We start from the raw sequence: 23,881 nt of genomic DNA on the forward strand, positions 1-23,881 counted from the left end.
TGATGCGGCAGGTGTGGCGCAATAAATGAAGGTCAACGAAAGGCCCACCTCATGTCCTCAGAAATCGATTCTTCCAAGCTTCTAGACCGTGCAAGCGAACTGGTCGAACTGGCCCGGCGTGCGGGCGCAGATGAGGCGGATGCCGTCATCATCCGCTCCCGGTCGCAATCCGTGGGCGTGCGTCTGGGCAAGGTGGAAAGCACTGAATCGTCAGAAAGCGACGACTTTTCCCTGCGCGTCTTCGTCGGCAAGCGTGTGGCCAGTGTCTCGGCCAATCCCGGTTTTGATTTGAAGACCTTGGCCGAACGCGCCGTGGCCATGGCAAAGGTCTCCCCGGGAGACCCCTTTGCCTGCCTCGCTGACAAATCGCGTCTTGCTGGCTCCTATGACGATCTCGAACTCTTCGACGCCACAGAGGTTTCTACAGACTCGCTTCGAGATGCAGCCATTGCCGCTGAAGAAGCAGCGCTTGGTGTCGCAGGTGTCAGCAATTCCTCTGGTGCTGGCGCATCCAGCGGCATGGGCGGGCTGGTGCTTGTCACCTCGCATGGTTTTTCCGGCAGCTATATGGGCAGCCGCTTTGGCCGTTCCGTCAGCGTCATTGCCGGTGAAGGCACGAAGATGGAGCGCGATTACGAGTATGACAGCCGTCTTTACTTCACCGATCTCGATGCCCCCCAGGATATTGGCCGCCGTGCTGGCGAAAAGGCTGTGGCACGCACCAATCCCCGTCAGGTCGATACTGGCAGCAACGTAACCGTGGTGTTTGATCCGCGCATTTCACGCGGCTTCGTCGGCAGCATTGCCGGTGCCATCAACGGCGCATCCGTTGCCCGCAAAACCAGCTTCCTGCGGGACAAGATGGGACAGCAGGTGCTGAAGAAAGGCCTTGTTCTCACCGATGATCCGCAGATCGTGCGCGGACCATCCTCCCGCCCCTTCGATGGAGAGGGCGTGCGCGGTGAAAAGCTGGTCATGATTGAAGATGGCGTGTTGAAAAACTGGTTCCTGTCGACATCCACGGCGCGCGAGTTGGGGCTTGAGACCAATGGCCGTGGCGTTCGCGGGGGCAATCTCGTGTCTCCCGCCTCGACCAATCTGATGTTGGAGCCGGGGGATATTTCGCCGAAAGACCTGATTGCCCATGTTGGCACAGGCTTCTACGTCACCGAACTCATCGGCCATGGCGCCAACCTGCTGACGGGTGAATATAGCTGCGGCGCAAGCGGGTTCTGGATTGAGAATGGTGAAAAAGCGTTTCCTGTTTCTGAGGTTACAATCGCCTCGAACCTCAAGGACATGTTCATGCGGATAACCCCCGCAGATGACATTGACCGCAAGTACGGCGTGGTCGCGCCGACGCTTGCCATCGAAGGCATGACGATAGCGGGACGCTGATTTACCCTGACAGCGGTTGCAATGAGGCCCGTGTCATGCGCATGTTCGGGCATGGAAATAGTCCCACCCTCTGGGCCCGCAACGAACGACGAGCATATGAACGACGCAACAGGAGCAGACTGGCGCTCCGACCTTGACCTCATTGTAGATGCCGCAAGACAGGCTGGCAGCGTAGCCATGACGTTTTTCCGCAAAGACCCTGAGGTCTGGTGGAAACAGGGCCATTCACCCGTCAGCGCTGCCGATTATGCTGCCAACGAGATTTTGGAAACCGTGCTTCGCAAGGCCCGGCCTGATTATGGCTGGCTTTCGGAAGAGACGGATGATGACGAGGATCGGCTGTCGAAAGAGACGGTGTTCGTCGTGGATCCCATTGACGGCACACGCGCCTTTATTGGCGGCAAGGACACTTGGTGCGTGAGCGTTGCCGTCGTTCATCGCGGCAGGCCTGTTGCGGCGACGCTTGTCGCGCCAGCCTTTGATGAAGAGTTCAGCGCACTCACGGTTGGTCCTGCGCTCAAAAACGGACAGCCGCTCTCTGTCACCTCTGCTGGCGGTGAGCAGATTCATTTGGCGGCACCGGAAGATGTGATTGCCCGCCTCGACCCTGCCGTCAAAGCGAGGGTCCACCGTATTCCCCATGTTCCATCGCTCGCTTACCGTCTGGCCATGGTATCGGATGGGCGCATCGATGGTACGTTGGTCAAGCCCCATTCCCATGACTGGGATCTCGCGGCAGCCGATCTCATTTTGCAGCAGGCAGGTGGCAGCCTTGTGGATATTGATGGCAATACCCTGATCTACAACAGGCGCCAGGTGACGCACCCGCAACTGTGCGCAGCGGCCAACCATGTTCTTCCAGCCTTGCTGGGGCCGCTCAACCTGTCTGACAGAGGTTGATTTTTCCGCCAAAATCCCGCAGATGAAACACTCTTGGGACAAATGGACGATTAGAAAGAAGAGAAAAAATGACTGTAGCGGGCGACCAGAAACAGCTTCTTCACCTTGTATTCGGCGGCGAACTCGAAAATCTTCAGGATGTACAGTTTCGTGATCTGAAGGCCCTGGATATCGTTGGTATCTTTCCAGACTATGCATCGGCGCTAACCGCGTGGAAGTCAAAAGCTCAACAGACTGTGGACAACGCTCATATGCGTTATTTTATAGTGCATATGCACCGTTTGCTGGAGCCTGACAGCAAATAACCACTGTTTTCCGACTTGCTTTGTATTATACCAGATGCAGGGAAAAATTGTGCGAGTCCCCTTAGGGCACGCACAACATCTGGGGTAGCGGCATATTTCCGCAGGCAATATCTGCTCTGAAACAAAAAAGTCGCATTTTTATATGAGATAGCCTTCAGGCGTCGGGCGAGAAGCGCATGCGCGTTTTCGGGTCGTTCCGATGTGTAGCCAGAAAGACAGGGCGATTGTGAGCGGCCCGGTCTATTTGGCTCTACACTCTGGCAGGGATCATAGGGGAAAGCATTGCGCGAATGATCGAAGGCAGCATGTCATGAACAGCCGTATCGCACGCTTCGCCCTTTCGGGTTACAGAATTGCTGGCGTCGCCGCCTATCCTTTCGCCCGACCTTACCTCATGTATCGTGCAGCCAAGGGCAAGGAAGACAAGCGCCGCCGCATGGAGCGCTTCGGCTTTCCAAGCGCAGATCGCCCCCGTGGCCCGCTCGTCTGGTTTCACGCCGCAAGCGTCGGTGAAACGCTGGCACTCATTCCCCTCATCCGTGAAATTCGCAAACGCGACATCCATGTTTTGCTGACAACCGGCACCGTGACCTCGGCTGAGGTCAGCAAGGCGCGGCTGGGCGATGATGTCATCCACCAGTATGTTCCGCTGGATATCAAAATCTCGATCAACCGTTTCCTGACCTACTGGACACCGGATGCGGCCATCACTGCCGAATCCGAAATCTGGCCTGTCACGATGATGGAGCTCGAGCGTCGTCACATCCCGCAAATCCGCGTCAATGCCCGCCTGTCCGATCGCTCTTTCGGACGCTGGCACAACCGGCCGGATCTGGCCGAGGCGCTGTTCAGCAAGCTGGCTCTGGTTGTGGCGCAGTCCGATGTGGATGCGGAGCGGTTTCGCGATCTGGGTTCGTGGCCTGTCCTTGTGTCTGGCAATCTCAAGGGTGACACCGACCCGCCGCCGCATGATCCAGCGCTTCTTGAAACCTACCGACGCCAGATCGGCACGCGCAAGACATGGGCTGCCATCTCGACATTCGATGGCGAGGAGAAGGCCGCAGCCACCGTGCACGCGGCCATCAAGTCTCGCAATGACCAGCTGACCATCATCGTACCGCGCCATCCCGAACGCGCCGATGAGATCGAGACGATGCTGAAAGGCATGAACCTGACTGTCGCCCGCAGAAGCCGGGGCGATGTGATCACGCCGCAAACAGATATTTTTCTGGGCGATAGCATTGGTGAGATGGGGCTTTATCTCCGTCTGACCGAACTTGCCTTTGTCGGTCGTTCGCTGACGGCAGAGGGCGGGCAGAACCCGCTGGAGCCAGCCATGCTGGATTGCGCCGTGCTGTCAGGTGCGCATGTGCAAAATTTCCGAGATGCCTATCAGAAGCTTCTCCGTTCAGGCGGCGGCCGCATCATCCGGGACGTGGAAATGCTGGCGAAAGCCGTGCATTATCTGCTGGTCAACGACAATGAGCGCTACAAGATGATCGATGCGGGTGGCAAGGTCATAGAGGATATGCGCGGAGCGCTTTCGCTGACGGTCAAAGCCTTGGAACCTTATATCAATCCCTTGACCGTTACCGCAAAACTCCAGCCACGCAGTGCGGCTGGTTGATCATGCCGACGGACGCTACTCGAAAGTCCCCCGCATCCATCAGGGCAATCCTGTTTGACAAGGATGGAACACTCATCGGCTATGATGCCAGCTGGGGTCCGGTCAATCGCGAGCTTGCGGCGATTGCCGCAAATGGCGATGCAACGCTGGCGGATCGGCTGCTTCTGGCCTGCGGCATGGACCCGGTATCCGGCCATGTCACACCCGATAGCCTGTTGGCCGCCGGCAATACGGTGCAGATTGCGCAAGGGCTTGTGGCAGCAGGGTCTCCCTGCGACCTTTCGGACCTCACAAAGCGCCTTGATCAGCTTTTCACGCAGGCAGCTGAAAAATCCGTTGCCGTCACCGATCTCAAGGCGTTCTTTGCGCGGCTGAAGGCCTGTGGTTACAGGCTCGGCATCGCCTCGAGCGACAATGAAGCATCGATCCGTGGACTTGCCCGTCGTTTCGGTTTCGAAGCCGATCTGGATTTTGTCGCGGGTTATGACAGTGGCCATGGCACCAAGCCACAGCCGGGCATGGTGCTGGGTTTCTGCAAGGCAGTCGGTGTGCCCCCGGACTGCGTGGCTGTGGTGGGTGACAACAATCACGACCTTCATATGGGAAGAAACGCAGGTGCGGGCCTCTGCATCGCCGTGCTCACTGGCACCGGCTCGAGGGAAAGCCTCTCGGCAGATTGCGACTATTGTTTTGACGATATTACGAGCCTTGAAACGCTTCTCCCATCCGTAGCGACGAGCTGACTGGCCAATCTGAAAGCCGCCCTCTTTGCAAATTCCTCACCTTTCTGGCAGATAGCTGCTTCTACCAAGGCAAACGCGGGAGTTTGGGAACGCATGGTTTCGGAAGCGCCGCCATTCTGGTGGGAAAAATCCGGTTGGCAGGCTTGGGCGCTGTCACCCTTCTCGTTCGTATACGGCAAGGTGGCCGGAAAGCGCATGCGGACGGCAAAGCGGGCCTCCGTTCCTGTCCCGGTCATCTGCATCGGCAATTTCACGGTCGGCGGTGCAGGCAAGACCCCCACTGCCATCGCCATCGCCCGGGCCGCGCTGGACATGGGCTTGAAGCCGGGTTTCCTCAGCCGTGGTTATGGCGGCACGCTGGATGTGACGACGTTGGTTGAGGTCGACCACCACCGTTCCCAAGATGTGGGTGATGAGCCCCTGTTGCTGGCGCGTGAGGCAACAACCGTCATTTCCCGAAAGCGGGTGGAGGGTGCGCGGCGTCTGGTCGAAGAAGGCGTCGATCTCATCATCATGGATGACGGTTTCCAAAGTGCCCGTTTGACGCTCGATTACGCGCTCGTCGTCATCGATACGCAGCGCGGTATCGGCAACGGCCATTTCGTTCCCGGCGGTCCCGTGCGCGCGCCGCTGGATGAGCAGATGCGTCAGCTGACCGGGCTCTTGAAAGTTGGCAACGGACAAGCGGCAGAGGCCATCGTTCGAACGGCTGCCCGTGCTGGAAAGCCGGTCTTCGTTTCCTCCATTCGGCCACGGCCCCAGCCCAACTTTGCGGGCACCAAGGTGCTTGCCTATGCGGGCATCGCTGATCCTGCCAAATTCTTTCGCACCGTCGAAGAGCTCGGTGGAGACATCGTCGCGAGGCGATCTTTCCCCGACCATCATCATTTCAGCGACGAGGAAATCAGCGATCTCATGGCCGAGGCGGACAGGCTTGGCGTGGCGCTGGTCACCACCGCCAAGGATGCCGTGCGATTGAAAGGCCATCATGGCAGCGCGGCCAACCTGCTGAGCCAAACGCTGGTCATCGATATCGATATTGTCTTCGATGACCCTGCTGTGGCGCGTGGTATCATCGACACTGCTCTAGAGAATTGCCGTAACAGAAAGCTGCGAGAGGCTTGAGGGTGCAAAGGCGCAAGGCGAATATCGTGGCCTGCGGGAACTATCTACCTTTGGAGGGCTTTCCCTGATGATGTGAGCGCCACATGTGGTCGCTCTCCCATTCAGGAGGAATGCATGCCGCAGGAAAATACGGAAAAGAAAGTCTTTTCGCCGAAGGAAAGCCGTCAGGGGTTCAAGGGTAGCCCTGTTCTGATCATTCTTGTCATCAGCCTTGTGCTTGCCGGTGCAGTCTGGATCGTTGCGGAAAGCTGGGGTGAAAGCACGGCACCTGCCACAACAGAGACAGCGCCAGCAACCAGCTCGACCTCACCATCAGCCACGCCGAACCCGGGTGCGCAGGGCACTCAGACATTCGACAACAATACGCCGTCCGGCACCACGCCGCCAACGGAGGGTACGGATAGAAATCCAAGCTCTACGAATACCACGGCACCATAACGAAAAAAGCCGGGCTAGATGCCCGGCTTTTTTATGCGTGGTTGGAAGATCAAGCTGCCTTTTGGGCCGCAGCATTGATAGAAGAACCTGCCAGCTTTGTCAGGTCTTCATCCGTTGTGGATTCTTCCTGCAGCGTCGCATCCAGCAGCGCGACGGCCTTGGTATATCCGAGCTTTTCAGCCCAGGCCTTGAGCGTGCCGTAACGGGTAATTTCATAGTGCTCAACGGCCTGCGCGGAAGAAATCAGGCCGGCGTCGAGCGCCACAGAACCCTTGTAATCCTCGATGATTTCTTCACCCTCGGCAATAATGCCCTGGATGGCTTCACAGGTCTTGCCCTGCGCGCGCTTGCCGATGATTTCAAAGACTTCCTGGAGGCGTTCGATCTGCCCCTGGGTTTCTTCCTTGTGCTTTTCGAAGGCGGCCTTCAGCTTCTTATCCGTTGCGGCGCGGGCCATTTTCGGCAGGGCTTTCAGGATTTGACGCTCGGCATAATAGATGTCCTTGAGCGTGTCATAGAAAAGATCGTCGAGTGTCTTCTCGGCCATGTCAGTCTCCTATTGAAAATCGTGCATCTTGGTCACACCCCCGGCTAACCGGCGTTGGGTGCGATCGTTCCTGCCGGGCAGGGCGAATCATCGATTAATTTGGGAGACGGATGTCTTGAGTGGCCGGAATCAGGCGTTGCGGCGCTGGTTCGGCAAAGCTCCGGCGCGCTTTTCCGCTTCAACCGATGCCGCCGCATCCGCATAGGCTTCCTGACGCAGGACGCTCCAGTAACGAAGCTCATCGATCGGTATATGTTTGCCCGTCATGGCGCAGACGACATGCGAACCTGTCTGCACGATACGCATATCGCCATCGAGATATTCGACCTTTGCTTCGCGGTTGCTGCCGCCTTCAAATCTGTTCATCTGCCTGTCTCCTGACGTCGGATCTTTTTAAGGATGCAATGGCCAAAATGCCAGCCTCAACACGGCACTATCTCAACTTCGTCCAAACAGCTTTTCGATGTCTGCCAGCTTGAGCTCAATGTAGGTCGGGCGACCATGGTTGCACTGGCCTGACCCCGGCGTGTTCTCCATTTGCCGCAAAAGTGCATTCATCTCCTCCGGGCGCATGCGGCGTCCAGACCGAACTGAGCCGTGGCAGGCCATGGTGGCCGCGACATATTCCAGCTTGCTGGCGAGAGAGGTGGCGGTGTGCCATTCGGCTATCTCATCGGCCAATTGGCGAACAAGGCCCTGAACATTGACTTCGCCCAGCATTGCGGGCGTTTCGCGCACCGCAACCGCGCCCGGTCCAAAGCGTTCGATGGCAAGGCCCATGCTATCGAACCCACTGGCGTGGTCCATCAGCCGGTCACAGTCTTCCTCAGGCAGATCGACGATTTCCGGTATCAGCAGCACCTGCGAAGGCGGGCGCTTGGAATGCAGCGCTTTTCGGATTTCCTCGAACACAAGACGTTCGTGGGCTGCATGTTGATCCACGATGACAAGACCGTCTTGCGTTTGCGCGACAATGTAATTGGCGTGAACCTGTGCGCGGGCGGCCCCCAGTGGAAAACGGGTGGGCTCTGTGCCTGTTTCCATGCTGTTTGGCTGCTCTGAGGCGTCGGCCCGAGCCGTTGGCATGGTAATGTCGGTGAACTGAGATTGCGCCGCCTCGCGAAGCGCCAGACCATCCTGCACGGAAAGAGGGCGCGACGGTGAGTTTGCGGGTGACCATGCCTGCGTTGGCTGTGAACGCATAGTCGATGGACTGTAGCCAGGCCGAAATGCATTCATCATTTGCGCAGCGCCCGTGGTGGAGGCGCGGTCGCCCTCGCGGCTCAGCGCCTGGCGAATGGCACCCACGATGAGGCCCCGGACCAAGCCGGGGTCACGAAAGCGCACATCCGATTTTGCCGGATGCACGTTGACATCGACAAGCGCCGGATCAAGTTGGAGCGACAAGACCGCAATCGGATAGCGACCGTGTGGCACCGTCTCCGCATAGGCCCCGCGAATGGCGGACAGCAACAGCTTGTCCTGCACCGGGCGGCCGTTCACGAACATATATTGGTGGGCGGAATTGCCACGATTGAACGTTGGTACACCGGCAAATCCCGTCAGTGTCACGTCTTCACGCCCGGCGTCGATCTCTATGGCATTATCCTTGAAATCCATTCCGAGGATTTGCGCCATGCGGGCCAGATGGTCGTCACCCGTTGCCGCAAACTCCAGCGTCGAGCGGTCCGTTCCAGACAGCACGAACCGGATATGCGGAAAGGCAATCGCCATGCGCTTGACGATTTCCGTGATCGCCGCAGCTTCCGCCCGTTCGGTTTTCAGGAATTTCAACCGCGCCGGTGTGGCAAAGAAAAGGTCACGCACCTCGACAATGGTGCCGGTGTTGGAAGGGGCCGGGCGGACAGGTGAGAGCTTGCCGCCCGCAACGGAAATGATTGCGCCTTCGGCAGCACCCTGCTGGCGGCTGGTGATCGTCAATCTGGCCACGGACCCTATTGAAGGCAGCGCTTCGCCGCGAAAACCCAGAGTGCGAATATCATCCAGCGTCGTGGAAATCTTCGACGTGCAGTGCCGTCGCACCGCAAGCTCCAGATCGGCTGGAGACATGCCGCAACCATTATCGGAAATGCGCACCAAACCCTTGCCGCCGCCAGCGGTCGCAATCTCGATGCGCGTGGCGCCTGCATCGATTGCGTTTTCAATCAACTCCTTGGCGGCACTTGAAGGTCGCTCGATAACCTCGCCTGCGGCAATCTGGTTGATAAGGGTTTCGGATAGCTGCTTGATGGACATGGATCCATTTTCGTGGATTCGCCCGCCTTATGAAAGGAAAATCATCCAAGACGCGGCCAATCGCCTGCTTGTCCCGCTAAATCTTTCAAAGCGACACCGTTAAGCGCGTCTTAAGGGAAAGCTTCTAAAGTCGAAACTGCTTGAAATGAGTTCAGCAACTATATTCCTCTGGCATTGCCAGCGGATGTGCGACGGAAAGCTGGGGCCGTCGCATCTTGTCCAGTCTGCTTCAAGTCACAATCCTGCATGTCCTTCGTTTTATCCATTTATCCACGGTCCGTGGCCGGTTTTTTGTGAGTTCATTTTGCCTTGAGAAGTGCCTGTGAGGAAATGCAATGAAGGATGAGGTGTCGGTCTGCGCAGATATTCAAACTGCCATGTTCGACGCCGTTTGCGATGCGATCTCTGCTGCTATCGTCATCTATGATCGCAATGATCGTATCATCTTCATCAACAGCCGTGTTCCCGCCCATCTACCCATCCCTGACTTGAAGCTGGGCATCGGCACGCGCCTTCGGGATTTGCTCGCTGCTTTGTACGACAGTCGGCGCGAAGTGGACGGCCCTTCGATTGCACACAATATCGAGCGCGACGAGTGGATCGCCGAACAATTGTCTTCGCACTGGAAAGAGCGTTTGGAAACGGTGGAACCGTGTGCCGGTGGCAGATGGCTGCGTTTCATCAAACGGCGCTTTCCGTCTGGCCTCGGCATTTGCATCATCACCGAAATAACCGAGCAGAAAAAGCGCGAGGACCAGTGGCGCTTGGATATAGAGCGCGTGCAACTGACAGAAGAAATTCTCGACACGCTGCCCCTCTCCATTTTCGTCAAGGATCGCACCACGACGTATGTCGGCGTCAACAAGGCGGGCTGTGCCCTTCTGGAAACGTCAGCCGATCTTATTCTGGGCCGGACGGTTTCCGATATTCACTCCGATCCTCTTGCCTCGCGCATCGACGCCATGGACCGCCATGTTCTGGAAACCGGCACACCCGCCATTCTGCCGGAGCGCGTCACACGTCTGACCGGTGAAGAAGCGCTGGTCATCACCAGAAAGCAGAGGGTGGGCAAGCCCGGCCGGTATTTCCTTGTCACGACCATGGATGACGTGACCGCCTTTGCGAGTGCAGGTGCGGATGGCAAGAGTGTCATTCGCGGGTTGGAGCACATGTCGTTCGTTGCTTCATCCTACATGGACGATGAGCATCATCAGGCATCGCAGGTCTTGAAGGGCCGCAGTATTCTGCTGGTCACACCGAATTCCTCACTGGGCGATCTGGCCATGCGCAAAATGACCGCGGTTGGTGTGGATTGCGCCATGGTGTCGACGCAGCACGAGCAGAAGGCGTTCATGGAATATGCCACCTCTGCCGGAGTGCGCATCGATCTTGTGATTGTCGATGTGCAAATGGATATTGCCTGTCTGGATCTGCCCCAGACCTATGGTGTCGATGCCGTGACGGTGGATGACTATCTGCTGGAAAGCTCGCTGATCACGGAGATTTCCCGCCATTTCAGGCTTGCAAGTCGCACCCTGGCGTCTGCCCAAACCGATGCTGGCTGGGAGATCTCTACAGGTATGCCTCCAGCGCCCGCTAAAAAGAGCGGGCTAGATGTTCTCGTTGTTGAAGACAACAGCATCAATCAGATCGTGTTTTCGCAGATCATGGATGGTCTTGGCCTCAGTTACAGGATCGCCTCCACGGGCCGTGATGCCCTCAGGTTGTTTGAAACGGAAAGGCCCGCATTTATTCTGATGGACACCACCCTGCCGGATTTCGACGGGTTTGAAGCGGCACGACGCGTGCGTGGCATGGTTGGGGGCGAGCGTGGGCGCACCCCGATTATCGGCGTTATACCCCAGGCGTTCGAGGGTGATCGGCAAGCCTGCCTTGATGCCGGCATGGATGATATGCTGCTCAAACCTATCAGTCCCGATATGATCGAACTGATGTTGAAGCGTTATCTGCCCCAGCGAGAGCATCGTGCCAGTATTTAAATGCCGTAACGCCGCTGCGGAAGAAGATACCCTGAATATTGATAGCTATTTCGCAGATTTCAGCGCTAATGTTTCGTGAGACCAAATCATATTGCAAGATAACCCGCACTCCCTCGATCAGGACGCGCGAATGAAATCGCCAGAGCGAAATGCGCCGCAGGTGAGCCAGCATGAATTGCAGGCGATGGCTTACCGCGACCCGTTGACGGGGCTGGGAAACCGCTACAGGCTTCGCGACAAAATCCTGATGCTGGCAGCCGAGCGGGCAAGTGACCCGGCACCCTTCACGATTGGCGTTGCGAATATCGATGGCTTCAAACCGATCAATGACCTTTTCGGCGCGGAAGCGGGCGATGAAATCCTGTGTCAGGTCGCGGACCGTCTGAAAGCTTGCGTGCCGGATGGGGCGATCGTCACCCGCCATGAAGGTGATGAATTCGCATTCGTATTGCCACTCGTGTTCGAACGCAACGGGGCCGAGCGCGTTGGGCAAATGATCAAGGACGTGCTTTCCGCCCCCTACGATCTAGGAGACCGGAACGTAAGGCTGTCATCATCCTTCGGTTTTGCTATCCATCCCTTTGCGGGCGATGAATTCGAGGATCTTCTCAAAAGTGCGGAGACCGCGCTTTATCGATCCAAGCGGCGTGGCCGCGGCCAGATTACTGTCTATTCGCGTGAAATTGCGCAGGAGATGAAGAGCGCGACGCAGCTTGAGCAGGCATTGCGACATGCCATTATCAGCGGCACGCTCGATGTGCACTTCCAGCCAATCGTTCGGCTTAGCGATGCCACTGTCATCGGCTTTGAGGCCTTGGCGCGGTGGAATGATCCGGATCTTGGATTTGTTTCTCCCGCCGTCTTCGTGCCTCTGGCCGAAGAGCGTGGTTTTATCGATGCGCTATCGGAAATGCTGTTGCGCAAGGCAGCGGAAGCGGCGCTCTCATGGCCGCGAGAACTGTTCCTGTCCTTCAATCTCTCTTCTGCTCAGTTGATGGACCCCGGCACTGCCGAGAATATCCTCAGCATTCTGAGGCGCGTCGGGCTTGATCCACGACGGCTGGAGCTTGAGATTACCGAAACTGCGGTCATGACCTCGGCTGATACGGCCCAGCGCATCCTGACCGACCTTCAACATGCCGGTATTCGCATTTCTTTGGATGATTTCGGCACCGGCCAGTCGAGCCTCGGTAGACTTCGCGATTTCTCCTTCGACAAGGTCAAGATCGATCGCGCTTTCGTATCGCGCATCACCACAGATAGACCGTCAGAGCATATCATCAAGGCAATTGTTGCGATGTGTGATGGGCTGGATCTGCAGGTTGTGGCTGAGGGCATTGAAGAAAAGGCCGAAGCCGAGAAACTGCGCAACCTTGGCTGCGGCATGGGGCAGGGCTATTTTTACGGTCGCCCGGTCGATGCAGCCGCAACGCAACGCTACCTTCAGGAAAACTACCGTGACATAAACCACTCCGCCCGCGAGTTCGGCTGACGAAAAAGGCGCCGGTGAGGCGCCTTGGTCGGTCATTATCCTGATGGGCTTAGAGCCGATATGCGGCATCCAGCATGCCTTTTACCTCGATGCCGAGATCGAAAGTTGCGCCGTAAAGAGGATTAGCTTTGATGGTCGTATCATCAAGTCCCTCATAGGCAGAGGTCACGCCGATGCGGTTTGCAGATGCGCCGAAAAACACAGGGCATGTCGTCTGTGCTGCCGGAACTTCATAGCGTGCCAGATGCTGTCCGTTCGGTGAATATTGATCCACCGCGCCGAGGCCCCAGCGCGCATTCCACATATTGCCATCCGCGTCGCAGACCGCGCCATCAATACCGCCCTTTTGGCCAGCCTGATCAACGAACACTTTTGCCGCGCCGTTTGGCAGACCTGTTTGCGGATCAAGTGGAAGGCTCATTAACTGGTTCACACGCGTGTCGACATAGTAACCGGTCGCGCCATCGGGGGAAAAGCAGATGGCGTTGCTGATGCTGATCTTGTCGAACAGCGGCGTCACCTTGCCGCCTGCGACATGATAGATCGATCCAGCTCCATCCTCGGCCTTCTTGCCCATGGTGCCGATCCACAACGCACCGCTTTGGTGAATGCGCCCGTCATTGGAGCGGTTTCCGGGCTTGCCGGGCTCGAAATCGGCGTGCAGCGAAAGCTCCCCCGTTGCGCGGTCACGAATGAAGAGGCCCTCATCGGAGGCCAGCAAGTGACGCTTCTCATCGATACGTGCAACGACGCTGGCCATGAAGGGCAGGGCGTGAACGGTTTTGGTGTTGCTTGTCAGGTCAAGCGCGTGAAGCTCCTTGCCCAGAATATTCAGCCAGCACAATGTGTTCGTGATCGGGTCAAAACTTGGCCCTTCGCCCAGCATCATCTGCGTGGGGTCAAGCACCTCTCCCTTGAAGTCATGAATGTCTGGCATGCCTTAAGCTCCGATTGCTAGATCATAGGCAGCGACGGTGGCGATGGCGCGGGCGCGCACATCATCCGCCGTCATGCCGGGCTTGTAGAGGCTGGTTCCCAGACCAAAGGCTGTGATTCCGATGCTGGTGTAGTCCGTGAAATTCTTGTCCGAAACACCGCCGACTGCCGCAACCAGCGTATCCTTAGGCAAAATGGCTCTGATAGCGTTGAGGCCGGATGGGCCAAGCACGCTGGCGGGGAAGAATTTGAGCCCGGTTGCGCCTGCCTTGAGCGCCAGAAGCGCTTCGGTTGGCGTCAGCACACCCGGCATGGTGACCATGCCTTTTTCTCTAGCCGCCGTGATGACATCAACATCGACATTGGGGCTGACCATCAGCTTTCCGCCAACTGCGTCCAGCTTTGCCACGTCTTCCACGGTAAGCACGGTGCCAGCGCCGATCAATGCGTCTTGCGGAGCAAGCTTGACGGCCATTTCGATGGAGCGGAACGCATCTGGCGAATTGAGCGGGATTTCGATGGCTCGCAGGCCGCTTTCCAGAAGTGCTGTTACCACACCCTCTGTTTCTTCAGGCCGGATGCCTCGCAGAATTGCGACAAGTGGGTATTTCATGGAAGGGAAGGGAATACGCATGGAAAACTCCTCAGTGCCAAATGGCGTTTGCAGCTGCGACAAGCCCGCGACGCACGGCTTCATCTGCATCAATAGTCACGAAATCAATGGAAAGCGCATTGAACGCTGCTTCGTAGAGCGCACCGAGTGAGCCGGATGCGATGAGAACGACTTGCGCCGTTTTCGATGCAGCGGAATGCGCGCCGGCAATTTCCAGCCCGATCATCGTGCCCGACAGTTTTGCCTTCGCATCTGTCGCAGACAGGCCGTGCAGCAACTGGCCAGACCGCACCGTGAACAGGTGGTTTGTCGCCATTTGCGGGTTTGAATAACTTTGCGATACCGCCGTTCGGAAGGCCTCGCTGTCACCGGTGAAGCTCCCGGCATCTGCAACCGCATGGGACAGAATGGAGTGTTTCGATATGACATCGAACAGCTCTCCGGTCATGAATGTGGAAAAGCCTGTCACTTCGAGATTGGCGACATTGACCCACTTGGAATGGGTTCCCGGCATGCAAACCAATTGCTCACCGGACCTGTAATCGGCAGAAAGCGCGCCTAAAAGCTGTGTTTCTTCACCGCGCATCACATCTGGCTTCTCGGCTGCGCGCTGCGCAAGGCCCGGCAGGATGCGTACGTCTGACGTTTCGCCCGGCACCCGGACGGCACCTTCAAGCACCTGCGCCAAATTCGCGGGAACATCGACATAGCCCGCTTCGACCCAACCCTGTCTCGCACCCGCCATGCCGCAGATGATAACAGGTAGCCCCGTTGGCGCGGAAAGAGCGGAAAGGTGGGATGCCAGCACCTGCGAAAAGCCGGTTTGCATCGCCGTTGTCATGCCTTCGTTGCTTCGGCGCTCGCCAATGACTTCGCCCGATTTGCTGATCAGCCAGAGCCGAAAGCTGGTCGTACCCCAGTCCACTGCAACATATGCGGCATCAGACATTATAAAAGACCTCCATCAATGATCATGGTTTGGGCCGTCATGGCAGCGGATGCTGAAGAGGCCAGAAAGAGGCAGGGGCCGACAATATCCTGCGCCGTCAAGGCGCGTTTGAGGCACTGTCGCCCCACCGTTTGCGAGATCGTGTCATCGGTCAGCCAAAGGTTTTTCTGGCGCTCGGTCACGATCATGCCCGGCAAAATCGCGTTGACGCGGATGTTTTCTTCACCCAGACGCCCGGCAAGGCTTTTCGTCAAGCCGATGATGCCTGCCTTAGCGGCGGTGTAGGCGGGCAACTCGCCCATGTTCAAGAGATAGGAGATGGAGGAAAAGTTGATGATCGACGCGCCTTGCGCCTGCCGCAGATAGGGCAGGGCCGCCTGAGTGACAAAGAAGACCGGTTTCAGATTGATGGACTGATTTTCATCCCAATATTCGCTCGTGACCGTATCGATATCGTGGCGGTCATCCCATGCAGCATTGTTGACCAGCACCTTGATGCCACCCGTCGCCTGCGCCGCATCTGTCACGGCCCGCGCCAGTTGCGACTGGTCCCGCAAATCAGCCTTGATAAATGTAACCGGATGGCGTGTGCGCGCAGATAGTGTTTCAGCCAGCTGTGTGCCTGCGGTTTCATTGAAATCGATGAAGGCGACTTTTGCCCCGCGCTCGGCAAAGGCTGCAACCAGCGACGCTCCGATACCGGAGCCGCCGCCCGTAATCAGAATGCCGTTATCCAGAAATTCAGAAGAGGGTGAAAAGTTTTCGCTCGACATATCACTCGGCAAGGATTGCGCGTTCCATTATTTGGAACTAAGTTTCAATAATCGGAATAGTGCGCCGTCCACTTGGTGTCTGTCAAGCGTTACAATAGAGCACGGGGAGACCAGCATGATGCATCGAAGTGGTGACGCGACGGCTGAGAGTAGCACAGGAACACTCGGCAAGGCCATTTCCCTGCTGGAGCTGGTGGTGACGTCGCCACACCCGCTTCGTTTCACCGATATCTTGCAGCTGAGCGGCCAGCCGCGTGGCACGCTGCACCGTCAACTTGTGCATCTTCTCGATGAGGGCTTGCTGGAGCAGAGAGGCGATCAGACCTATGTGGCTGGCCTGCGGTTGCTGAGTTTTGCTTCCCAGGCATGGAGCAGCAGCGACCTGCGCACTGTCGCGGCACCTCATCTTCGAGACCTGCAGGAAAAGACGCAGGAAGCGGTCCATCTCGGTGTGCTCAGAGGCTCAGAAATCGTGTATCTGGACAAGATCGATGGCAAGCAGGCGGTGCGCATGTATTCGCAGATCGGCCGTGTTTCACCAGCCTACTGCACCGGTGTCGGCAAGGCGGCACTTTCGCTTTTAGGGCAGGCGGAGCTCGATGCGATCATTGAGACGATGGGGTTTCACCCCTACACATCCAATACCATCATCACGGCAGAGGATCTGAAGCAGGCTGTGGGTGACATAGCCTCTAAGGGGTTTGGTTTTGATCTGGAAGAACACGAGGCCGGAATACAATGTATCGCGGTGCCGGTGCCTCTGCCGGGACGGCGCATTTACGCAGCGATTTCGGTCACAGGACCCGCCTATCGGCTCAGTCGGGCTCGTCTTGAGGGATGGGCGGACCTTGTCCGTGAAGCAGCCAAAAATATATCCTCGGATTTGATGGTGCGTCTGCCGCCTGTAAACGAGTAAACACTGAAAATTGCAGGCGACTGTACGACAACAATATTCATGCGCAAAAATTGCGATAATTTGTAAATATCAACTTTTGTGTGCAAAAAAACAATGCTTCGTTATTCACGTGGTGTTATTTTCTGATATCGAGCCTCATCATTTAAGTCTATCGCATAAAGAACCAAAAAATGTTGGAACCAAAGATTTCCTCTGACGCTCCTCCCGGAGCGGAGTGCGTGGCAGAAGTAGCAGAGCTGAGCACTCAGTTTGATATATTTCGGTTTCTTAAAAGGATAACTGAAGCTTGGGGCATGAAAGCCTTTATGGTCGTCAATATTCCGGCCCACATTGCGTTGGAGCTTTCGCAATACACGGTCATTACAAACTGGCCAGCCGAATTGTTGCACCAATACGACCATGAAGGCCTTCTGCCTCGCAGCAATGTGTTTCGTGCCTTGAACCAATCCAGCGTGCCGTTTTTTGTTGATGCCGAGCTCTTGCAAAGCGGCCATGAAAACTCCGTCAGCAAGACTATCCTCGATCTTTTCACGCGTTTCGATATGGTGAAGTCGCTCTGGTGCCCGGTGCAGGACCACACTGGCCAGAAAGGCTCAATCTCGTTCCACGGCAACCGTATGGATTTTTCACCGACATTCGTTGCGGAAATTGCCTATGTGTCCGCCCATGTTTTCAGCCGTCTTGCCCATGTCAGAACGCTCGATTCTCGCATTCCCGGCACATTGACGGACCGAGAGATCGATTGTCTGAACTGGACGGCGGCGGGAAAAACAAGCGCGGAAATTGCTGAAATCCTGGTTTTGTCGGAACATACCGTCAATCACTATCTTAACCGCGCGACGAAAAAGCTGGATACGGTCAACCGAACGCAAGCTGTCGCAAAGGCTTTGCGCGTCGGTTTGATCAAGTAGAAATATTTCTTTTTCCTGGATTGTTATCTGCATCAACGTGGGCAATTCTCGCTGCTGCAGATGGCAGAGGAGATAAGATTCGTTTGGCAGCTTCGAGAAGCTTCAAGGCTGGATTTTCTCCGACGATCGATTGCGCGGTGCTTGTCGTTGCCGCTGAAAAAGGCTTTGCCGCAGATGAAGGGGTGTCTCTTCATCTGGTCAAAAAATCCTCCGTTCATGACCTTCTGGCAGAGTGGCGCAACGGCGATCTGCAGGGCCTTCATCTGTCTGCGTCACTTCCGGTGGCGTCGGCTCTCGGCCTTGGCGATATCCCGGCCGGATTTGCAGCTCCTTTTGTGCTAGCAACAGGTGGTGCCACCTTTGCCGCCGCACAGGATTTGCATGACGATCTGGTCGAGCAGGGGATGAAGATACCAGATCCGGCCACATTGGCCCGTGCTCTCGGCCGCGTTGCCGCGTCCCGCCAGTCAGCGGGGCTGAAGCCTCTGGCCTTGGCTGTCGAACATCCGCTCTCGGCATCTGCAATGGAGTTACATTATCTTCTGAACAGCGCCCGCTTGCGTATCGGCGGCGACGTCACCCTTGTCGAAGCGCCACCGGGGGCTATGCCGGATATGCTGGAAGCCGGGCAGATCGATGGCTTTTACGGTTCAGAACCCTATGGAACCCTTGCCGTCCTGCGCGGATCGGCCCGCATCCTCACGACCAAGTCGCATATCTGGCAGAACGCCCCGGAGAAGGTGCTTGCCGTGTCAGACGGTTGGGCAAATTCTGAACCTGACACCTTGGAGGCGCTTATTCGTGCGCTTTACCGAGCAGGCGAATGGTGCTCCAGCCATGCCAATATTGAGGAGCTTGCGGGCATTCTAGGTTCGCCTGCCTGCCTTGGTATGGATAAGGAGTTCATTCTTCCAGCGCTGACAGGATTTATCTCTCACTCGCCGACACGTATGCTGGAATGCCCCGGCTTCTTTGCCACAAGCGGCAGGGCGGTCAACTTTCCCTGGCAGAGCCAAGCGCTATGGTTCTTCAGCCAGATGGCCTTGCGCGACGACTCGCCCCCGGATGCCACCACTGATAAAAGCGCGTATGACGCCGCGGCGCGCGCCTATCGTCCCAATATTTTCCGCAAGGCGATAAAGCCGCTTTTTGTCCCGGCTCCCTCTGCCAATATGAAGTTGGAGGGCACGCTGAAAGTGCCTGTCATCGTTGGTGCATCCCGGTCCGGCCTTGTGCTCGGGCCTGACGCCTTTTTCGACGGGCGTATCTTCGATCCTGAAAATCTTGGGGCCGATACGAAGATGTGACCGACCAGGATCGCAAGAACGGTTACGCTTTATCATTGGCGAAACTGAAGCACTTGGTTATGGAAGGCTGCGGATGCAGCATAATGGAAACTGATATGGCACAGGCCGGCAAGAACGAAATCGAGCAAGCGTTGAAAAGCATCGCCTATCCGGGCAGCGATGAGAGCATCATTGCGCTTGGCATGGTGTCGGAAATATTCATTGCCGATAACAAGGCCTATTTTTCCATTACTGTTCCTGCAGCAGAGGCCGATCGTATGGAGCCGCTGCGGCTTGCGGCAGAAAAAGCAGCCCTTAGCGTATCCGGAATTAAAGCGGCAATGGTCACGCTGACCGCCGACCGCAAACCCGGTTCTGCTCCCGCCCAGCCAAAAGCCACAAAGCCGTCACCTGCTCCACAGGCAGGCGCGGCGCAGCCCCGTGTCAAAACGGGCGTTCCCGGCATCCGCGCCATCATCGCTGTTGCATCCGGCAAGGGTGGCGTCGGCAAATCTACCACCGCCGTCAATCTGGCGCTGGGGCTGCAAACGCTTGGCCTGAGTGTCGGCATTCTGGATGCCGATATTTATGGACCATCGCTGCCTCGGCTTCTCAAACTTTCCGGTCGCCCGCAGCAGGGTGAAGGGCGCACCATCATCCCCATGGAAAATTACGGCCTCAAGGTCATGTCGATGGGCTTTCTGGTGGATGAAGAAGCGGCGATGATATGGCGTGGGCCGATGGTCCAGTCGGCGCTGATGCAGATGCTGCGCGAAGTGGCCTGGGGTGAGCTCGACGTGCTGGTGCTGGACATGCCGCCCGGCACGGGCGACGCGCAACTGACTATTGCCCAGCAAGTGCCGCTGGCTGGTGCTGTTATTGTGTCTACCCCGCAGGACATGGCTCTGATCGATGCTCGAAAAGGCATCACCATGTTTCAGAAGGTGGAAGTGCCTCTCCTCGGCGTCATCGAAAACATGAGCTATTTCATCGCCCCCGATACCGGTGCGCGTTACGATATTTTCGGCCATGGTGGCGCGCGTGCGGAAGCAGAGCGCATCGGCGTTCCCTTTTTGGGGGAAGTGCCGCTCACAATCTCTATTCGTGAATTGTCTGATGCCGGTACTCCCGTTGTCGTGGCGGAGCCAGACGGATCTCAGGCGCAGATTTATCGCGACATTGCACAGCGCGTCTGGACCCAGATGGGCGCTGGCCTAAGCAAACCCGCACCGAGTATCGTCTTCGAATAAAGTGGACAACCGATGCGCCCTGCGCATAGCACTTGGTCTGTGGTGCAGCTTGACAGCCCCTCGCTCCGGTTGCGTGGAGCCAGAGTTTCTGTTTTCGCGAGAAGTTGCTGAAGGCCGTTGTATTCGATCAAGCCACTGATTCTACGGGCTTATACGAATGCACCCTAAGGGCAGATGGCCAGGCCAGCAAACGATGGTGCCCCACAGCCACACGGCCATTCAAGCTTGGTGGCTAGGGCATTGCAAAAAATACTCCTTGATTCTTATGGGCATTGAGAGCATAGGCCGCGCCGTTCGGTCCGCCGCCCATTCCGGGCGTTTGCGGAAGCCATACCTTTTGTGTTAGAGCAGCCTTCCGGCATTTGTCGGGATGCTGACCGGAGAAACTGATTGATCAAGGCCTATCGCTCCAATTGCGAGGCAATCAGCCTGTCGGCGGACCCATCGGTTCAGCAGATTTCGGATGATATTGTCTGGATTGACCTGATCAACCCTGACCGGGCTGAAGAGATGCGCGTCGAGCAACTGCTTGGCGTCGAGTTGCCGACCCGTGAGGATCTCAAGGACATCGAGCCCTCCAGCCGCCTTTACGTGGAAGATGGAAACGTCTTCATGACGGGCTCATTGGTCTGGAATGCGGATTCGAAAGATCCACGCCTGACGGATGTTGCCTTCATCCTTGCCGGAAACAGGCTCGTCACCATCAGATATGCCGAACCAAAATCCTTCAATCTCTTCATTGCGGCCATTACCCGTGTGCCCCACGATATGCGCAGCGGTGCGGCTCTGCTGCTGAAACTTCTCGAAACCATCGTGGATCGTACGGCGGAAATCATCGAAAACTCCGTGATCCGCATCGATACCGTTGCTGCCGGAATTTTTGGTGATCAGGCACGAAGCAAGCGCAAGGCCCCCCGCTATCTGGAAGACAAGCTTGCCGATATATCGGGCTATCACCGTCTCATCTCAAAGGTGCGCGATAGCCTTGCATCATTGGCCCGCCTACAGTCTTTTCTGCAAGCCACGCCTAATGTTCAGCAGGATAAGGAAGCGAAGGAAACGGGTCGCTCCATCGGCCGTGATATTCAGTCCCTGTCGGAACACGCATCGTTCATTTCCGGCAATCTGACATTTCTACTGGACGCATCACTTGGGATCATCAATGTCGAACAGAACGCGATTATCAAAATCTTCTCCATTGCGTCTGTCGTGTTCCTGCCGCCAACACTTGTGGCATCTGTCTACGGAATGAACTTCAACGTCATGCCGGAACTGCAGTGGACCTACGGTTATCCGCTGGCAATTTTCATCATGTTGATATCGGCCATCATTCCATTCATCATTTTCCGTTGGAAGGGCTGGCTCTAACCGGTCAGAAACACCATGTCTCACGCGTTGGATAAGGATAACTCCGAAAAGCCGGAGGCGGATCATCGCCGCACGACGGGCTTTTTTGCAGCGATGCTGGGTTCTGTCGGCGTCGTCTATGGCGATATCGGCACCAGCCCGCTCTACGCTTTTCGTGAAGCCTTGAAGCCCATCTCGCACGATGGCGTCACCGAGGCTGAAGTGATCGGCCTCATTTCCTTGATGATTTGGGCGCTCACCATTATCGTCACTATCAAGTACATCTGTTTTCTGCTGCGTGCGGATAATGATGGCGAAGGCGGCACCCTGTCGCTCTTGGCTCTTCTGATGAAATCTGCTGGCAGCAAGCGCAGCGTGCTGATCATGCTCGGCCTCATTGGCGCTGCCCTTTTCATGGGTGACGCCATGATCACCCCGGCACTATCAGTGCTGTCGGCGGTTGAGGGCCTGAAGCTCGTGACCCCGCAGATGGATTCGTTCATCATTCCCATCTCTGTCATTATTCTTGTGGGGCTTTTCGCCATCCAGTCGCATGGCACTGAAGTTGTCGCGAAGTTTTTCGGCCCCATCACCGCCGTCTGGTTCTTCGTTATGGGCTTCGTCGGCCTCATCCATATTTCGGATGATTACAATATTCTCTATGCCTTCAACCCTTGGCATGCGGTTGAATTTTTGATGGCGGAAGGCTTCTACGGTCTGGTTGTCCTGGGCGCAGTGTTCCTGACAATCACCGGTGCGGAAGCACTTTATGCGGATCTGGGGCATTTTGGTCGCAGACCCATCCAGTGGGCGTGGTTCGTGCTGGTCTTTCCGGCTCTCACATTGAACTATCTGGGGCAGGGCGCGCTTGTGCTGAAAGACCCCTCGGCCATGTCCAATCCGTTTTACCTGATGTTTCCGCAGTGGGCGTTGCTTCCAGCGGTCATCCTGGCAACGGCTGCCACCATCATCGCCAGCCAGGCGGTTATAACGGGTGCTTTCTCGCTCGTCCGTCAGGCCATCCATCTGGGCTACCTGCCGCGGATGGAAATTCTGTTCACATCCGAAACCAACACCGGGCAGATCTATTTGCCATCGGTCAATACCGTCTTGCTGTTTGGCGTCGTTGCGCTGGTGCTGACATTCAAAAGCTCGGACGCTCTGGCCACGGCCTATGGTATTTCCGTTACCGGCGCGATGGTCGTCACCAGCCTACTGTTCTTCCAGTTTACCCGCACGCACTGGAAGTGGTCGAAATCGCTCGCCCTTCTCGTGATTTTGCCGTTCATTTCGCTTGAGATGATCTTCCTGGGTGCAAACCTGCTAAAAATCCACGACGGCGGCTACGTGCCGGTGCTCATGGCCGTCGCCTTCGTCATCATCATGATGACATGGCAGCGCGGCTCGAAAATTCTCTTCGCCAAGACACGCCGCACGGACGTTCCGTTGAAGGCTTTCGTTTCGTCGGTGGAAAAAGAGAGTGCCCATGGCCCGGTTCGTATCCCCGGCACGGCGATTTTCCTGACGGGCGACCCGGAGACGGCCCCTGCCGCGCTGCTTCACAACCTCAAGCACAACCACGTTCTGCACGACAAGAATGTGATCCTGACGATACGCACCGAAGACACGCCGCGTGTTCATCCTGATCGTCGATACACGATCACCAAGGTCAGCGAACGTTTCGTCGTTGTCGAACTTCACTTCGGGTTCATGGAAACGCAGAATGTGACGCAGGCCTTGGGATATCTGCGCCGCACCGGCTACAAGTTCGATATCATGTCGACATCCTTCTATCTGGGCAGACGCAAACTGGTGCAAGACCCCAAGTCTGGCATGCCGGGATGGCAGAACCGGTTGTTTATCGCCCTTGCCGAAACATCGGCAGACCCATCCGATTATTTCCGCTTGCCCGCCAACCGCGTCGTGGAACTTGGCTCTCACGTGGTCATCTGATCGCGTGTTGGCAGTGCCGATCATCTCAAACGCCATCCTGCGAAAGCCGGGTGGCGTTTTTTGCATCCGACACGTTAACGTGAAGGCGTGCGCCCCGCTGCTGTTAACCAACCATC

General features: G+C 56.7%; 22 protein-coding genes. 15 read left to right on the top strand and 7 right to left on the bottom strand.

The annotated features are described in order from the left end of the window. Positions 1–51: 51 nt before the first annotated feature. From ACQZ51_RS02745 to ACQZ51_RS02775, 7 genes are all read left to right on the top strand, one after another. Positions 52–1,398, top strand: a complete 1,347-nt coding sequence (locus tag ACQZ51_RS02745) for a TldD/PmbA family protein (protein ID WP_448775022.1) — start codon at positions 52–54, stop codon at positions 1,396–1,398. Between the two features lie 96 nt (positions 1,399–1,494). Beyond that, positions 1,495–2,298, top strand: coding sequence for a 3'(2'),5'-bisphosphate nucleotidase CysQ (locus tag ACQZ51_RS02750; protein WP_448775024.1), 804 nt, complete (start codon positions 1,495–1,497; stop codon positions 2,296–2,298). A gap of 68 nt (positions 2,299–2,366) precedes the next feature. Then, positions 2,367–2,603 carry a DUF4170 domain-containing protein gene (locus ACQZ51_RS02755; RefSeq protein ID WP_448775026.1) on the top strand — a complete coding sequence of 79 codons (237 nt, stop codon included), beginning with the start codon at positions 2,367–2,369 and terminating at the stop codon, positions 2,601–2,603. 310 nt (positions 2,604–2,913) lie between these two features. Further along, a complete protein-coding gene (gene waaA / locus ACQZ51_RS02760) occupies positions 2,914–4,230 on the top strand; it encodes a lipid IV(A) 3-deoxy-D-manno-octulosonic acid transferase (protein ID WP_448775027.1) in 1,317 nt (438 codons plus the stop codon). A 2-nt stretch (positions 4,231–4,232) separates the two neighbouring features. Further along, positions 4,233–4,973, top strand: a complete 741-nt coding sequence (locus ACQZ51_RS02765; protein ID WP_448775029.1) for an HAD family hydrolase — start codon at positions 4,233–4,235, stop codon at positions 4,971–4,973. A gap of 93 nt (positions 4,974–5,066) precedes the next feature. Then, on the top strand, positions 5,067–6,098 hold the full coding sequence (gene lpxK / locus ACQZ51_RS02770) for a tetraacyldisaccharide 4'-kinase (protein WP_448775030.1): 1,032 nt from the start codon (positions 5,067–5,069) through the stop codon (positions 6,096–6,098). Between the two features lie 114 nt (positions 6,099–6,212). Further along, entirely contained in the window at positions 6,213–6,536 is a 324-nt protein-coding gene (locus ACQZ51_RS02775; RefSeq protein ID WP_192063492.1) for a hypothetical protein, read from the top strand. A gap of 49 nt (positions 6,537–6,585) precedes the next feature. Here the strand turns inward: ACQZ51_RS02775 and ACQZ51_RS02780 are convergent, their stop codons facing one another. The 3 genes from ACQZ51_RS02780 to mutL form a co-directional block, all read right to left on the bottom strand. Beyond that, positions 6,586–7,083, bottom strand: coding sequence for a YciE/YciF ferroxidase family protein (locus ACQZ51_RS02780; RefSeq protein ID WP_042618104.1), 498 nt, complete (start codon positions 7,081–7,083; stop codon positions 6,586–6,588). A 129-nt stretch (positions 7,084–7,212) separates the two neighbouring features. Continuing rightward, on the bottom strand, positions 7,213–7,449 hold the full coding sequence (locus ACQZ51_RS02785; protein WP_042618105.1) for a DUF2093 domain-containing protein: 237 nt from the start codon (positions 7,447–7,449) through the stop codon (positions 7,213–7,215). A 72-nt stretch (positions 7,450–7,521) separates the two neighbouring features. Next, positions 7,522–9,339, bottom strand: coding sequence for a DNA mismatch repair endonuclease MutL (mutL, locus tag ACQZ51_RS02790; protein ID WP_448775032.1), 1,818 nt, complete (start codon positions 9,337–9,339; stop codon positions 7,522–7,524). Between the two features lie 335 nt (positions 9,340–9,674). Here mutL and ACQZ51_RS02795 point away from each other — a divergent pair, with 335 nt between their 5' ends. Then, positions 9,675–11,339, top strand: coding sequence for a response regulator (locus tag ACQZ51_RS02795; RefSeq protein WP_448775034.1), 1,665 nt, complete (start codon positions 9,675–9,677; stop codon positions 11,337–11,339). A gap of 130 nt (positions 11,340–11,469) precedes the next feature. Next, positions 11,470–12,831: a putative bifunctional diguanylate cyclase/phosphodiesterase gene (locus ACQZ51_RS02800; protein ID WP_448775035.1), complete on the top strand. Its 1,362-nt coding sequence runs from the start codon at positions 11,470–11,472 to the stop codon at positions 12,829–12,831. 49 nt (positions 12,832–12,880) lie between these two features. On the opposite strand, the gene ACQZ51_RS02805 is transcribed toward ACQZ51_RS02800, so the two are convergent. From ACQZ51_RS02805 to ACQZ51_RS02820, 4 genes are read right to left on the bottom strand one after another with little or no spacing between them, the layout of a single operon-like run. Then, positions 12,881–13,768, bottom strand: coding sequence for an SMP-30/gluconolactonase/LRE family protein (locus ACQZ51_RS02805; protein WP_448775037.1), 888 nt, complete (start codon positions 13,766–13,768; stop codon positions 12,881–12,883). Positions 13,769–13,771: 3 nt separating this feature from the next. Then, positions 13,772–14,401, bottom strand: coding sequence for a 2-dehydro-3-deoxy-6-phosphogalactonate aldolase (locus tag ACQZ51_RS02810; RefSeq protein WP_448775039.1), 630 nt, complete (start codon positions 14,399–14,401; stop codon positions 13,772–13,774). Positions 14,402–14,411: 10 nt separating this feature from the next. Continuing rightward, a complete protein-coding gene (locus tag ACQZ51_RS02815) occupies positions 14,412–15,329 on the bottom strand; it encodes a 2-dehydro-3-deoxygalactonokinase (protein WP_448775041.1) in 918 nt (305 codons plus the stop codon). Continuing rightward, on the bottom strand, positions 15,329–16,102 hold the full coding sequence (locus ACQZ51_RS02820; RefSeq protein WP_448775043.1) for an SDR family NAD(P)-dependent oxidoreductase: 774 nt from the start codon (positions 16,100–16,102) through the stop codon (positions 15,329–15,331). The genes ACQZ51_RS02815 and ACQZ51_RS02820 overlap by 1 nt, the downstream gene beginning before the upstream one ends. Positions 16,103–16,217: 115 nt before the next feature. Here ACQZ51_RS02820 and ACQZ51_RS02825 point away from each other — a divergent pair, with 115 nt between their 5' ends. From ACQZ51_RS02825 to ACQZ51_RS02850, 6 genes are all read left to right on the top strand, one after another. Continuing rightward, positions 16,218–17,018: an IclR family transcriptional regulator gene (locus ACQZ51_RS02825; RefSeq protein ID WP_448775044.1), complete on the top strand. Its 801-nt coding sequence runs from the start codon at positions 16,218–16,220 to the stop codon at positions 17,016–17,018. Positions 17,019–17,188: 170 nt separating this feature from the next. Then, positions 17,189–17,929, top strand: a complete 741-nt coding sequence (locus ACQZ51_RS02830; RefSeq protein ID WP_448775045.1) for an autoinducer binding domain-containing protein — start codon at positions 17,189–17,191, stop codon at positions 17,927–17,929. Positions 17,930–18,012: 83 nt separating this feature from the next. After that, complete coding sequence (locus ACQZ51_RS02835) at positions 18,013–19,236, top strand: ABC transporter substrate-binding protein (RefSeq protein WP_448775046.1); 1,224 nt, start codon at positions 18,013–18,015, stop codon at positions 19,234–19,236. Positions 19,237–19,331: 95 nt separating this feature from the next. After that, positions 19,332–20,465 carry an Mrp/NBP35 family ATP-binding protein gene (locus ACQZ51_RS02840; RefSeq protein WP_448775746.1) on the top strand — a complete coding sequence of 378 codons (1,134 nt, stop codon included), beginning with the start codon at positions 19,332–19,334 and terminating at the stop codon, positions 20,463–20,465. A gap of 390 nt (positions 20,466–20,855) precedes the next feature. Next, positions 20,856–21,833: a magnesium transporter CorA family protein gene (locus ACQZ51_RS02845; RefSeq protein WP_448775047.1), complete on the top strand. Its 978-nt coding sequence runs from the start codon at positions 20,856–20,858 to the stop codon at positions 21,831–21,833. Between the two features lie 93 nt (positions 21,834–21,926). Continuing rightward, on the top strand, positions 21,927–23,765 hold the full coding sequence (locus ACQZ51_RS02850; protein ID WP_448775748.1) for a potassium transporter Kup: 1,839 nt from the start codon (positions 21,927–21,929) through the stop codon (positions 23,763–23,765). The last annotated feature ends 116 nt before the right edge of the window (positions 23,766–23,881 follow it).

The sequence above is a fragment of the Agrobacterium sp. CG674 genome (assembly GCF_053521645.1).